At 53.8% G+C, this 13580-nt stretch carries 12 protein-coding genes; 6 read left to right on the top strand and 6 right to left on the bottom strand.

Annotated features, from left to right (window positions below; genetic code table 11):
- Positions 1-484 precede the first annotated feature (484 nt).
- Positions 485-2032, top strand: a complete 1548-nt coding sequence (locus RBB77_RS04590; RefSeq protein WP_353065026.1) for a sodium:solute symporter family transporter — start codon at positions 485-487, stop codon at positions 2030-2032.
- A 51-nt stretch (positions 2033-2083) separates the two neighbouring features.
- Here RBB77_RS04590 and RBB77_RS04585 read toward each other — a convergent pair whose 3' ends face one another.
- The 4 genes from RBB77_RS04585 to RBB77_RS04570 are packed head-to-tail and all read right to left on the bottom strand — an operon-like array spanning position 2084 to position 5879.
- Positions 2084-2884, bottom strand: coding sequence for an IclR family transcriptional regulator (locus tag RBB77_RS04585; protein WP_353065024.1), 801 nt, complete (start codon positions 2882-2884; stop codon positions 2084-2086).
- Positions 2885-2931: 47 nt separating this feature from the next.
- Complete coding sequence (locus RBB77_RS04580) at positions 2932-4257, bottom strand: enolase C-terminal domain-like protein (protein WP_353065022.1); 1326 nt, start codon at positions 4255-4257, stop codon at positions 2932-2934.
- Positions 4254-5003: an SDR family NAD(P)-dependent oxidoreductase gene (locus RBB77_RS04575; protein WP_353065021.1), complete on the bottom strand. Its 750-nt coding sequence runs from the start codon at positions 5001-5003 to the stop codon at positions 4254-4256. The genes RBB77_RS04580 and RBB77_RS04575 overlap by 4 nt, the downstream gene beginning before the upstream one ends.
- Before the next feature lie 27 nt (positions 5004-5030).
- Entirely contained in the window at positions 5031-5879 is an 849-nt protein-coding gene (locus RBB77_RS04570) for a fumarylacetoacetate hydrolase family protein (RefSeq protein ID WP_353065019.1), read from the bottom strand.
- A 226-nt stretch (positions 5880-6105) separates the two neighbouring features.
- Here RBB77_RS04570 and RBB77_RS04565 point away from each other — a divergent pair, with 226 nt between their 5' ends.
- The 5 genes from RBB77_RS04565 (at position 6106) to lepB (ending at position 11640) form a co-directional block, all read left to right on the top strand.
- Positions 6106-6942 carry an amidohydrolase family protein gene (locus RBB77_RS04565; protein ID WP_353065017.1) on the top strand — a complete coding sequence of 279 codons (837 nt, stop codon included), beginning with the start codon at positions 6106-6108 and terminating at the stop codon, positions 6940-6942.
- Positions 6942-8246, top strand: coding sequence for an L-fucose:H+ symporter permease (fucP, locus tag RBB77_RS04560; protein ID WP_353065015.1), 1305 nt, complete (start codon positions 6942-6944; stop codon positions 8244-8246). The genes RBB77_RS04565 and fucP overlap by 1 nt, the downstream gene beginning before the upstream one ends.
- Positions 8243-9340 (top strand): Gfo/Idh/MocA family oxidoreductase, encoded by a 1098-nt coding sequence (locus tag RBB77_RS04555; RefSeq protein WP_353065013.1) that lies wholly within the window; start codon positions 8243-8245, stop codon positions 9338-9340. The genes fucP and RBB77_RS04555 overlap by 4 nt, the downstream gene beginning before the upstream one ends.
- 394 nt (positions 9341-9734) lie before the next feature.
- The gene (locus RBB77_RS04550) at positions 9735-10715 is read left to right on the top strand and encodes a TlpA family protein disulfide reductase (RefSeq protein WP_353065011.1); all 981 of its coding nucleotides are present in this window, start codon (positions 9735-9737) and stop codon (positions 10713-10715) included.
- Between the two features lie 109 nt (positions 10716-10824).
- On the top strand, positions 10825-11640 hold the full coding sequence (gene lepB, locus RBB77_RS04545) for a signal peptidase I (protein WP_353065009.1): 816 nt from the start codon (positions 10825-10827) through the stop codon (positions 11638-11640).
- A gap of 698 nt (positions 11641-12338) precedes the next feature.
- On the opposite strand, the gene hscB is transcribed toward lepB, so the two are convergent.
- Positions 12339-12968, bottom strand: coding sequence for a Fe-S protein assembly co-chaperone HscB (gene hscB / locus RBB77_RS04540; RefSeq protein ID WP_353065007.1), 630 nt, complete (start codon positions 12966-12968; stop codon positions 12339-12341).
- A gap of 18 nt (positions 12969-12986) precedes the next feature.
- Entirely contained in the window at positions 12987-13487 is a 501-nt protein-coding gene (locus RBB77_RS04535; protein WP_353065005.1) for a HesB/IscA family protein, read from the bottom strand.
- Between the last annotated feature and the right edge of the window lie 93 nt (positions 13488-13580).

Genomic DNA, 13580 nt, shown 5'->3' with positions numbered 1-13580 from the left:
CTTCCCTTTCACCAGAAGACACTTTTCAGATTCTAGAACCACGTTTTCGCCTCGCATAAAATATCTGCCTCCAGACTGCGCCGTAGATTATGAAACCGGCACTTTGTTCCTGACTTGAGTAATTCCTGAGACCCCTGTCACTGAGCCGCTGATAGCCTCTCGAGAGGTTTGAATTGCATAAATCGACATCTTTAGATCACAAAATGAATCCGGTTACATTTACGACGAGAAAAATACAGAACCTCAATCTCGTTTGTCAATGAAAACTTAAAAGCATAGGTGAAAATGCACTAACCCCTTGCAACCCCACGTCTTCAACTTCACCCCTGAGGCTTCTGCTATCCTTCGCCGGAAGCAGATTGACGCTTGAGGTGTGAAGCAAATGTTGAGGTCAGCGTGCCGCGGGTTGATCGATATTGCGTCCATTCTCCAGTTTATAGATGCTCTAAACATACGGAAAGCTCGAACCATCCTGGAACTGCTTTTGCCCGGATACCTCATAGCATCGCTTCTGATCGGATGGGCCGCGAGGCACAGATTTCGAGCGGCGAACTCTTATCTCAACGCGACTCGATCCCTGCCTTCGGGTATTGTCGCGCTCTCTTATGTCGCAGCTAACTGTGGAGCATTCGAGGTCATAGCGCTAAGCGCTGTGGCAGCGCAGTACGGGGTAGTAGCGTTTCACTTCTATCTGATTGGGGCGATCCCAGCGATCCTGTTTTCGGCACTCCGATTTCTGCCACTCTACCGTGCCCTTTCAATCCGGAGTATGCCGCAGCTTCTGGAGATGCGCTACGGGCCGCAGATGCGCCTCCTGAACGCTTGCGTTGTCGCCAGTTCCCTGCTCCTGCTCGCTGGCGTGTCGCTTTTCGCTGTCGCCCAATTTCTCGAGGTGGTCGCCGGCTGGAGCTTCATCACCGGAGCCGCCACCACTGCTACTGTCGTGCTGGCTTATATCCTATTAGGCGGACTCCGCGCGACGATCTACAACGAAATACTGCAGCTGACCGTTGTGCTTCTCGGGCTTGTCCCCATTGGCTTTCTAAGTGTTCGTTACCTGCTGGTCAATACCAGAACAAATCACCACGTACTTGGCCACCTATGGATGGGTCTGCCGACCGCGTCTGTGCGCAGCCCATTTGATGTTCTTGGGCTAACCGTGGGACTGGGATTCGTTCTCGGGTTCGGATACTGGTGTACCGATTTCGTGCTGATGCAACGCGCTTTCACTGCCCGCACCGAGTTGGCAGCACAACAAGTACCTCTGTGGAGCGGGTTTGCGAAGCTCTTCTTTGCCCTGCTCGTCGTTTGTCCGGGATTAGTTGCAGCCCGTCTCTTTACTCAACTGGGCACCACGGCAAGATACGAGCAGGCTATCCCGCTGCTCATGCAAAGCGCATACGGTCCCGTCATGCTGAGCATCGGATGTACGGCTCTTGCCGCCAGCCTCCTGTCAGGGGTCGCAGCTAACGTGGCGGCATTCGCTTCCATATGGACGGAGGACATCTATCGCACGCGGTTACGTCCGGGCCGTCGTGAAGAGCACTACCTGTTCGTCAGCCGGTGCGCAATTGCTTTTGCTGCCACTCTCGCAGTATTCGATTCCTCCATCACGTTCTACTTCAGCTCCATCATGGAGCAGGTGCAGCTGATCTTTACCATCTTCGGCACCCCGCTCTGGGCAATTTTTCTGATTGGCATCGTCTCTCCCCGCATCACAACCCGCGGCGCTTTCGCTGGCTTCTTTGCTGGAATGAGCGCCTCCATATTGCACCTGATCCTTTCTGTCTCAGGCTTTCTGCGCTATGGAACGATGATGAGCGCCAGCTTTCATTCCGCCATATACGCCTTCCTGACAACCTGCCTTGTCGCAGTTTGCGTCAGTGTATCTGTACAGTCGGATTGCGAATCTGGAGATGGTTCTGCGCGGTGGACAAAGTTGCAGTCAGATCACCGGGTGTATCGGTCCACGTGGGTACTCGCGACCATACTTATGGTCCTTTTGCTCGGACTCAACTGGCTTCTCCGCTAAAGAGATGCGCTTGCGGCGAGCGCCCTCGTCAAGCGCATCGTTACGCAGCCTTCAAATCGCCGGAGGTTTCCCGCCGATAGCATAAGTAATCTCCAGGCAAGCCTGCTTCAGGATCTTACTTGTCTCGGGAAGCCCTACTTTGGACTCGTTGTATTGAATGTAAGGAACTGTCAAAGCTCCGATTGCCGAGGAACGCTCATCGAAGATCGGGCAGCTGATATTAACGACGCCGCGAACCAAGTAACTCGGTTGGGTCTCATGCCCCTGCCGGCGAATCCGGGAAAGATGTTTCTTGAGATCTTCGGGAACCTTCTTGCCGGTGATGCTCTTCCATTCAGTCAGAGCGCGTTCAAGATCATCTTCTCTGAGGTGGGAAAGAATGACGTAACCAGATGCCGCCTCCATCAAGTCCACCGTCGAGCCGAGCTTGACGTAAAACCCCACAGGCGTCGGTGCATTCGCCTGCGCAAGAATCGTCACCTGGGCACCTTCGATAATGCCCATGTGACACGATTGATTCATTTGTTGCGTGACACGATGGATCACCGGCAGAGCCTCGGTGATCAACCGCTCCGTCGGTGGATGTTCTTGCACCAGCGAGAAAAGTTTTAACGTGAGCGCATAGCGATCTCCATCGCTTTGTGCAATGTATCCTCGCTTTTCCAGGCACACCAACATGCGAAATATTTCAGACACGGTGCGATTGAGATGGCGTGAAATGTCGCTTTTGCTTAGGCCACTCGGCTGGTGTGCGAGCAGTTCGATGACATCCAGGCCCTTTTCCAGGGCAGGCGTAGCATAAGTATTTTTGGATGGTTTAGACGCAGTCTTCGCGATTTTTCCAGATGCCATATAGGAAGGTTCGAGAACGCACTCAGAATAGCAGACTCTTTTGCAATCTATGCCAAGTGGCCAGCCAGCTCTTCTGACCAATAGGTTCCATGCGGAAACGCATACGTCTGCAGCGAGTCAGGTTTGATCTCGATGCTATAGCCTGGTGTCTCCGGCATATAGTATCGTCCCCGTCTTACGTCGACCGGGGTCACAAAATGCTCGTGCAAGTGGTCGACAAATTCAATGACCCGCTCGTGCATCGTTCCTGAAACATATAGGAAGTCGAACGCTGAGAGGTGCTGCACATATTCGCAGAGCCCAACACCTCCCGCATGTGGACACACGGGAATGCCAAACTTCTTGGCCATCAGAATGATCGCCAGGTTCTCATTCACGCCTGCCACGCGGCAGCTATCGATCTGACATACATCAATCGCCTGCGCTTGCATCAACTGTTTGAACATCACCTTGTTGTGGCAATGCTCACCAGTCGCAATGCGTGTGGGCTTTGTCTCCCGGCGGATCCGCGCGTGCCCAAGAATATCGTCCGGACTGGTCGGTTCCTCCATCCACCACGGTTGAAGCTCCTGCAAGGCACGAATGCGTACGATGGACTCTTCCACTCCCCACTTCTGATTCGCATCGATCATTAGTCGGTTCTCCCAACCGATCGTCTCTCGCACAATGCGGCCACGCCGAAGATCGTCTTCTGGGTCTCCTCCGACTTTCAGTTTGAAGTATGTCCAACCGTCAGCCAGCGCTTCTTGTGCAAGCCGACGAATCTTCTCATCACTAAACCCGAACCATCCCACGGAGGTTGTATATGCCTGATAGCCGTCTGAGCGGAGCAACTTCAAACGATCCGGCATTGTCTGCTTCGCAGCGCAAAGAATTTCGAGTGCCTCATCTGGCGAAAGAGCATCGTCGATATAACGGAAGTCAATCGCAGACACGATCTGCGCCGGCATCATATCGGCTAACAGTAGCCAAAGGGGCTTCCCTTCCACCTTGGAATAAAGATCCCACACCGCATTAATCACGGCAGCAGCAGCCAGATGAATAACACCCTTCTCTGGTCCGAGCCAACGGAACTGGCTATCTTCGAGCAGTTGACGCGAAAATGCCGCGAAGTTCTCTGTAATCTCGCTCAGGCGACGGCCAACGACGAAGCGCGAAAGATATTCGATCGCCATGACACACAGTTCTGTTCCTCGGCCAAGCGTGAACGTGAGGCCATGTCCACGAAGATCGCCGTCCGTCTCCAGAATGCAATACGCAGCAGAGTAGTCTGGGTCTTTATTGACAGCATCGGAGCCGATACTGTACTTCGAAGTAGGAAACCGAAGGTCAATTGTGTGGACCTGAGTGATACGAGGATCGCTAACGTTCATGCTGCTGTCCACCCTCCATCGATTGCAACAACGGCACCGTTGATAAACCCGGCTTCTTCCGAACAGAGATAGCGCACCAAAGACGCCACATCCTCAGGAGTGCCTAGGCGACCAATCGGTTGGCGAGACACGAGTTGCTCGCGAATCTTCTCTTTTTCGTGTGAGTGATACTTCTCCAGATAACCTTCGACGAATGGTGTCTGCACGGTCCCCGGAGCGACAGCATTCACCCGCAGTTCCTTCGGGTAATCCACTGCGAGCTGCCGCGTCATTGCGAGCACCGCTCCCTTGCTGGCGCAGTACGCAAAACGTTGCTTCACCCCAACCATTCCAGCGACCGATCCGATATTCACAATGCTCCCATGAGCTTGCAGAATTAGAGGCAACATCGCCTGCGTTACCAGAAAGATGGAGTAGACATTCACCTTCATCAAGCGGTCGAAATCCTGGTAGCTCACATCTGCAACAGTTCCCACATTACCGATGCCGGCGTTGTTTACCAGAATGTCGAGCTTCGACAAGCTGGCAGCAGCGGCTTTCACGCTGACCTCGTCGGTGACATCAATGTGCAGTGCTGTCCCCTGCTTCAATTGGTCAGCAAGCGACTTTGCGGCCTCAAAATTCAGATCTGCAACTACCACCTCTGCCCCTGCACGATCCAGTTCACGGCAGGTTGCGGCTCCAATGCCACTTGCTCCGCCAGTCACTAACGCTGTTTTCTTAGTCAAACCAAATGCTTCTGCCACGTTGTCTCCTAGGTATGTGGTGAAGGATTAAACCTCGGCGCGCGTCCTGTTACGAAGCTCACCTAGCCCTGCGATCGTAATCACCATCTCTTCTTTATCGCGCAGCCATCGCTGCGGAGTGCGTCCGAGCCCCACTCCCTGCGGAGTCCCTGTGCTGATGATGTCGCCGGCCTCGAGTGGAGTGAGCGAAGAGATGTATTCAATGAGCTGAGGAATACGGAAGATCAGATCTCTTGTGTTGGAGCTCTGTAGCACCTCACCATCAATCGCAAGGTGAATATCGAGCACATGAGGATCGACAAGCTCATCACGTGTAACCACTGCAGGTCCTAACGGAGTGAAGGTAGGAAAGCTCTTTCCCAGCGTCCACTGCGAGGTCGCAAGCTGCACGTCGCGGGCACTGACATCATTCAGAATGGTATAGCCGAAGACATGCTGTTCCCAGTCTCGCGCGGCAATCCGATATCCAGGCTTGCCAATCACGACAGCGAGCTCTGCCTCATAGTCAGGCTTCGCAGAGTTCTTCGGCAGGATCACCTCGCTATCCGGTCCGGTCACTGACGACGAGAGCTTCATAAAAACCGTCGGAACCGCCTGAACCGTCATCTTCGACTCAGCGGCATGCTCACGGTAGTTCAGGCCAACAGCAAAGATGCGAGGCGGTCGCAGAATTGGAGCTAACAGATGGATCTCGTCGAGTGCGTATGACATCATGCTACTCGCGAAGCTGTGGATACGCTTGAGTGCATCTGCGCCGCCCTCGATCAACTCCAGCGTGCTTCGGAAACCATATTCCGACAGATCATAGACTCTTTCGGCTCTAAGCACCCCTGTCAGAGGGGGTCTGTTTCCCTGCTTGAACGTGACTACTCTCATGACGCTCCTCTAATTCGATTCGACTGCTTTCGCCCGATCGCTAGCGCAGTTCGCAGGATAAGCGGCTCTCAAACGATAGGGTTCACGCGATATTGAGCGAGGACCAGAATAGGCCAAATTATATACGGAAATATATTTTTACTAGTAAATGATATTCTGTCCAGCGCCTAAGCTTGTCCAAAGATCGAGTCGCGAAAAGCTTGGCGCATAAAATGGAGTCACTACCGTGCGCATCGACAGTCATCACCATCTTTGGCGATATAACTCGGCTGAGTACGGCTGGATCTCGGATGACATGTCAGACCTCCGCCGCGACTTCCTGGATGCGGAGCTTCGCTCGCAGCTTAACGAAGCAAAGGTGGATGGAAGCGTTGTCGTTCAGGCACGCCAAAGCCTGAAAGAGACGCAATGGCTCCTCGAAATGGCGCAGGAGACCCCTATCCTCGGCGTTATCGGATGGGCGCCGATCGCGGCAAAAGACTTCCCTACGATTCTTGACGATCTGAGGCAGAATCCTCTACTGAAGGGCTTGCGCCACGTCGTTCAGGCCGAGCCTTCTCAGTTTCTGACACGTGTTGACTTCCAGAGAGGAATTCATCATCTCGCAGGGACCGGCCTTGTCTACGATCTTCTTGTCTATGCTCATCAGCTCCCCGAGGCCATTGCGTTCGTCGATCAGTTTCAGGCTCATAGCTTCGTTCTCGACCACATGGGCAAACCTGCCATTGCGCAACATGAAAGAGATCTCTGGAGTCGCAATGTCCGCGAACTTGCCCAACGACCAAACGTCACCTGCAAGGTATCTGGGCTAGTCACCGAGGCGAACCCAGCAACGTGGACACCGGAGTTGCTACGGCCTTATTTCGATGTGGTGCTTGAGAGCTTTGGCCCAGAGCGCCTAATGATTGGAACAGACTGGCCAGTCTGCACCATCGGTAGCAGCTACTCGCAATGGTGGAATATCGTCGAAGGTTGGACAGAATCGCTATCGCCTTTCGAGCAGGCCGCCATTCTCGGCGGAACAGCAACTCGTGTCTATCGACTGACTGGAGCGAGCGCCTGATGCATCTTCCTCTCCCTGTCGAAACCGCTGAGAACAGGGAGAGCTCGTCCTTTCTTCCAAAACGCCAAATGCGCCCCTTTATTTTGGTTACGGGCCTGTTCTTTCTCTGGGGTGTCCCCAACAATCTGAACGACGTTCTCATTCGCCAGTTCATGAAGTCGTTCGCCATAAGCCGATTCCAAGCCGGGTTGGTGCAATCCGCTTTCTATCTAGGCTACTTTCTTCTAGCCCTGCCTGCTGGATTGCTCATCAAACGGCACGGTTACAAATCGGGCTTTATCACCGGCCTCCTATGTTTCGGCCTGGGCTGTATGCTCTTCTGGCCGGCGGCCATGACCAGCAGTTATACCTTCTTTCTCAGCGCACTCTTCATCGTGGCAAGTGGCCTTGCCTTTCTGGAGACTGCAGCGAATCCCTTCATCGCGCAGCTAGGTCCAGCCGCCAGCGCAGAGCGCCGACTGAATTTCTCACAGGCTTTCAATCCCATTGGTGCAATCAGCGGCGTCCTTATCGGGACACGTTTCATCTTTTCCGGGATCGAGCTGACACCACCGCAAAAAGCATCCATGCTCAGCAGTGGCACATACGTTGCATATCTCCATCACGAAACCCAGCGAGTTGTCACTCCATACTTAGTGCTTGGTATCATCGCTTTGGCCTGGGCAACGCTGATTGCTATCACCCATTTTCCGCGCATTCCACGAGTAATTGAAGCCGCCGCTCCATCATCCGGTTCGTGGAAACGACTGTTTCGTCATCGTCTCCTGCTCTACGCCATCGCCGCACAGTTTTTCTACGTGGGCGCTCAAGTTGGTACATGGAGCTACTTCATCCCATACGCCCAGGAGTACACCCACGTCTCAGAGCGCACCGCCGGACTTCTGCTGACTGGAACCCTTGTGGCCTTCGGCATCGGCAGGTTCGGCTCGGCCTATATCATGCAATGGCTAGCTCCAGCAAAGCTAATGACGGCCTATGCCATCCTGAACGTTTTACTACTCGCTATTGGAATCTTCGCCTCCGGCTGGTATGGCCTGTTCGCAATTCTTATGACTAGCTTCTTTATGTCGATCATGTATCCCACCATCTTTGCCATTGGCATTCGCGATATGGGAGAAGAGACAAATCTCGCCGGGTCACTAATCGTCATGGCCATCCTCGGTGGCGCTATCTTGACCCCCGTGATGGGACTCATCTCCGAATATTCTCACAGCATGGCTGCTGCGTATCTCGTCCCCGCCGTCTGCTACCTCGTAATTGCGGCGTTCTCATCACGGACCCCCACCGCCGAGACTACCGCATGATCCGAGACTCAGTCCTCTCCGCGATTAGGGCGCACGCTTTGCCGCCAATGCCCAAACAAAAGCGCCCTATCGTTATCATCGGAGCGGGAGGCATCGTTCGGTCCGCACATCTGCCTGCTTACGAAAAGGGCAAGTTCTCGGTCATCGGTTTGATGGATCAGGATCTTGAACGAGCAGACTTATTGGCTAAGAGTCACGCCATCGCTCGCACCTTTGACAATATCGACAGCGTCGTCCAGTTCGCTCCCAACGATGTCGTCTACGATATCGCCGTACCTGCCTCGCAACTCTCGCATATTCTTCCTCACATTCCTGATGGGTCCGCCGTCTTGATGCAGAAGCCTATGGGAGAGACAATTGAAGAGGCGCGTGTTATTCGCGATCTCTGCCGGGCCAAAAGCCTCACGGCCTCAGTCAACTTCTCCCTACGTTATTCCCCTAACAATCTGGCGATCTCAGCCCTGGCAAGGGCCGGTTTGCTTGGAGATCTCCATGATCTTCAGGTTCAAACGACTACCTACACGCCCTGGGACCTCTGGACCTTCCTCGCCACCGCGCCGAGAGTTGAGGTTTTGTATCACAGCATCCATTACTTCGACTTGATTCGCTCCTGGCTCGGAAATCCAAACAGCGTCTACGCGAAAACCGTAAACAACCCTCACACGGCTAACTTGGCCGCGACCAAGACCATCGCAATCCTGGACTACGGCAGTAACATGCGGGTCTTCGTTGCAAGTAATCATCATCACAACTTTGGCCAGAAGCATCAGCACAGCTTCGTGCAATGGGAAGGTACTCGTGGTGCGGCTCGCATCAGCATGGGCATGAATCTGGACTACCCCATAGGAATTCCCGACACAGCCGAGTTTGCCGAGCGGGGATGCACCGACGACTGCTGGGAGTCACTTCCAGTTGCGGGAGCTAACATTCCCGACGGCTTTATCGGGACGATGGGAGCTCTTCAGGCCTTCGTGGAAGGCTCAACCTCCAACCTGCCGACCCACTACGAAGACGCCTTCCAAACCATGGCGCTTGTGGAAGCGCTCTACCGCTCCAGCGCCCAAAGCGGAGAGGTTCTCCAGCTCGGTGACTGACGCAGATCCTCTACAACTTGGGGAAGATCAAGCGACGGACCATCTCATTAGCGGGGTTATAGGAAACTTCGATCTCGAACTTGCCGCAAGTATGACTTTACGGGAACTAGAAGCCTTGCATGCGGATATTTCACAACTTTAGAGTGGGTGGCATGTTGTTACGCGACATCTTCAAAGCCCTGCCTCCCGGGCTGATCATCTGCCTGAGTGCAGCCTCTTTACACGCGCAAGCTTTTCATGGACATGTCAGCCAGCAGCTCTCAGTTGATACAGCATCGGCTCGGTACTGCTCTGGGATAAAACTGACCCGCGCCTCGCACAAGATCTCAACATCGACCCATCGACGATTTCTGAACTTTACCGGGGAGATCTGAAGTTCGGAAAGGCTCAAGCTTTGGATTTCGGCGCTGCACTCTGCTTGCTCAAGGATGGCGAGAAAGTCTTCTTCGTCGACCTCCACAGTGGCGGCGGCGCACTACGGAATCCCACGCGTATTCCGTTGACCGGCCCGTCGCAGCCTTACCATTCAGCGGAGGCGCGTTTCAACATTCCCCTTCGAACAGGACCGTTTCGCACTGCACCAGCCTACGTTGCCCTGCCAAAGAGCACTGAAGGGTATCCCCTCAAGCCCAATCAAGCCATGCTTATCGTCGGGGACAGATCCTATGTGACGGGAGATGCCAAGCTTCCAAACCGCAAGCTGCAAGTCCGATTCTCTTTTGACCCCGATACAGGCACCACTGATCTAAAGCACGCAACCGAATGGTTCGATACCAATGGTGATGGGAAATTCGATGCCACACCAGGAAGCGCGGAGGTCGGCATCCCCTCAACCACTCTGCCCACCTTTCACGTAGATGATCTTTGGTTGCAGACAGCAAGTCTTGACCTGAACACGCGCAAACTGGTTCTGAAGGTTGTTTCAGCCGACAAGCAGCGCATTGAGCTGGTCGTCGACGGGAAAGTTCCAAACTTCAACTACCGGGATTTCTCCGGCGAGACGCACCAGCTTTCTGACATCAAGGCAAAGTACATACTGCTTGATTTCTGGGCCACCTGGTGCGTCCCCTGCGTAGCCGACCTTCCCTCCAGGAAGGAGGCGTACGATCGATTTCACGTCAAGGGTTTCGAAATACTCGGAATGAATGCCGACGCAGAGGTTGATAAGCCGAAGAAGTTGATGCAAAAGCTCAATGCCTCGTGGCCTGAAGCAAAGCCGGATCAAGATATGCTCCAAAATCTTTTTCACATTACGGCGTGGCCCACTTTGGTTCTCATCGACGGCAACGGAACAATTGTTTCGACCTCACAAACGGATCATCTTCCACTATCAGGACAGAATTTAGATATCACGCTCGGCAATCTTTTGCCCTAACCCCCGCTGCTTTGCCCGGGGAAGTGACTGTATCGAGACCGCAATGGAACGGTATTAGTCTGGTGACCGTAAACTGGAAGGCGAAGCCGCTTAAGAAAGGCGACACGATTTGGCATTGATTGACGAACAGAATACTGCTGAGCCTCCGGTAGAGGTCGAGGTTCGGGAGTCGCTCCTTGAATCGATTGCCAGTATGAGCGTTGTACTCGTCATCGGGCTGTTCGTGATGACATTTATCTTTCAAAATTTCGAGATTCCCTCTGCTTCCATGGTGAAGACCCTGGTTATTGGTGACCATGTTTTGGTTGATCGCACCACGCTGGCTCCGCAGACAAAGTGGATGCCACTGGTTCGTTACCGGTCAGCGAAGCGCGGTGACGTCATCGTCTTCCTTAAGCCCCACCCAGAAACGCCTGGCCTTATCCTTGTCAAACGCTTGATCGGCATCGCTGGAGATCGCATTCACCTCCGCAATGGAGTTCTCTACCTCAACGGGGTTGCGCAGAACGAAGCCTATGCCGCCATGCCCGCATACGATGGCGATCCAAACCACGTTTATCAGTCGTATCGCGATGACTTCCCTCAGGACTTAGAGGGCATCAGTGCTCAAGCATCTGCCAACCATGCCGCCACATGGGCCGCCGAGCTTCCAAGTCACATTCAAGACAATGACCTGGTCGTTCCCGACGGTATGGGATTCGCCATGGGTGACAACCGTCTTGCCTCCCTTGACAGCCGCTTCTGGGGTTTCGTTCCGACTGAGAACATCCTCGGACGTCCTCTCTTCGTCTACTGGTCCTTCGATACTCCGGCACACCAGATCGACAAGCAATCGATCGGTGAACGCTTAGGGTTCATCGGGCACGTCGTGCTTCATATCTTCGACGGAACCCGCTGGAAACGCACATTGCATATCGTGAGCTAAGTGGTAATCCATGGCGCACAAACATAGTTGTTGAAGCTGAATCCGTTCCCCGGGTCATCCTGCTCTACACCCCAGTATCACTGTTCAATAGAGTACTAGTGCACGAAAAACGGGGTTATGAGCAAGTTCGAATGAATTTACCTCACACGCCTCCGGGGCGGATGATAGTTTTGTTACCCTCGCTCTGCAATCAATTCAGTGGCGGAATATTGCTGTACCGAGTGGCGGCATAACCTTGCATTGGGTGGCGGCAAATCGTTGTGCTGGTGGCGGAATTGATTGTAACCAGCGCAGTGGCGACAACCCGATGCGCTCGTTGGCATCTACTGCGCGTTAGGGCTTCTCACAAGCGTCAAATTTTCACCTCGATACACAAACCTACATGGCCAAAATTTCTGTCAAGCCCTTGAACGACGAAAATCCGCGCCAATCCTGATCATTCGCGTGGCGTATGAGTTATCTTCAAACCGCTATAATGAATACAGAAGAGAAAAAGCCTCGGCCGCTGCCGGGGCTTTTCTGTTGTTCGCAGCTAAGCCCTTTATTTGGACGAATTTGACTGTAAGTCTATTAGAATGACGAATTTGAAAAAATGGCACTTCGCAAGTCGTTCATATAAAGGAATTTACAGATTCATATATGGGGGGGGGTACCTCCGGAGAGGGGAAGAGCATATGACGAATCAGCAGACCAGCGGCTTAGACTCCCAAGGCCTCATTGACGTCCCGCACCAGGTTCCGCAGGTAGCTTCGCTTGTTCAACAACACCACCATTGCATCCTTCGCGCGAGTCTTCGCCGCCTCATCCCCGGCATCCACCCCAGCGTCCCACACCGACCACAGCCCTTCCAACTCCGCCTGGATGTCCACCATCTTCGCGTCGAATGTATCTTTCGCAGTCATCAGATCGCGCCGCAACTCAGGCTCATCCTCGCCCATCTTGTTAGCCGCGCGCATCTCTTGCAACTGCATGTTCAGCTCGAAGACCTCTTCCAGCAACTCCGGAGGGACAATCTGTTTCTTCTGCTCACCCGTTGCCCGCGCTGCATCCGTCGCCGCCTTCGACTGCTCCTCAAGCTCCACACCCTCGAGCGTCAGCATATACTGCGTTCGCGCAATCGGGTCCTTCAGAGTTCGGTAAGCATCGTTCAACAGCGAACTCTTCGCCAGCGCCGCCTCCTGCTCTGCAACCGGCTTCGAAGCGAACCTGTCCGGGTGCAGCTTACGGCTCAGGACATAAAACTGCTTCTCCAACGCGCTCACGTCAAGATTCAAATGCTGAGGAAGTTGAAAAAAAGTGAAGTAACTGTTGTATGCGTCGTGGCTCATCTGTATTGGATCACTCGCCTACGCCGTAAAGCTCGAACCACACCCGCAGCTCTTGGTCGAATTCGGGTTGATGAAATTGAACCCCTGCCGCATCAGCGTCTCTTCAAAATCGAGCACCATGCCATGCAGATAAATAAAGCTCTTCGGATCAACAAAGATCCGTATCGCCTTACCATCGGTAGGATCGCCCACAGTAGCCAACCCCTCACCAAACGCATACACACGATCTCGTTCACGGGGCTGCGTATCGAAGCGAATGTTATAGCTCAACCCCGAGCAGCCGCCGCCCTGAATCCCTACCCGCAGCCCACCCTGCTCTGGCGAAACACTTTCCTTGGCCATCGCGACACGGATTCGCTTCAGCGCCTTTTCGGTAATCTGGATGCCCTTCTGACCCGGTTCCTGTCCCTGCGCAGTCAGCACATTCATCCCCGCCAGCGGATTCTTTGACTCACCCGATGCAGCAGCCTTCTGGGCCGCCTCCATCTCCGCCGCGGTTTGTAGTGTCACCATCGCCATATCGCCGTCCTTGCCAATACCACTCAAGCCCAACAGACAACGGTAGCGACGCGACTGAAATATGCGCCGCTACCGTTATCTCAACCCAATAGC

It is taken from the genome of Tunturibacter psychrotolerans (assembly GCF_040359615.1).
Classification (GTDB): Bacteria; Acidobacteriota; Terriglobia; order Terriglobales; family Acidobacteriaceae; genus Edaphobacter; species Edaphobacter psychrotolerans.
This window is presented reverse-complemented; position numbering and strand designations above follow the sequence as displayed.

Bases quoted from the DNA above. Each gene is read 5' to 3' on its own strand.
- RBB77_RS04580 (WP_353065022.1), bottom strand. From the start codon at position 4,257: ATGAACGTTAGCGATCCTCGTATCACTCAGGTCCACACAATTGACCTT.
- RBB77_RS04585 (WP_353065024.1), bottom strand. From the start codon at position 2,884: ATGGCATCTGGAAAAATCGCGAAGACTGCGTCTAAACCATCCAAAAAT.
- fucP (WP_353065015.1), top strand. From the start codon at position 6,942: ATGCATCTTCCTCTCCCTGTCGAAACCGCTGAGAACAGGGAGAGCTCG.
- RBB77_RS04535 (WP_353065005.1), bottom strand. From the start codon at position 13,487: ATGGCGATGGTGACACTACAAACCGCGGCGGAGATGGAGGCGGCCCAG.
- hscB (WP_353065007.1), bottom strand. From the start codon at position 12,968: ATGAGCCACGACGCATACAACAGTTACTTCACTTTTTTTCAACTTCCT.
- RBB77_RS04555 (WP_353065013.1), top strand. From the start codon at position 8,243: ATGATCCGAGACTCAGTCCTCTCCGCGATTAGGGCGCACGCTTTGCCG.
- RBB77_RS04570 (WP_353065019.1), bottom strand. From the start codon at position 5,879: ATGAGAGTAGTCACGTTCAAGCAGGGAAACAGACCCCCTCTGACAGGG.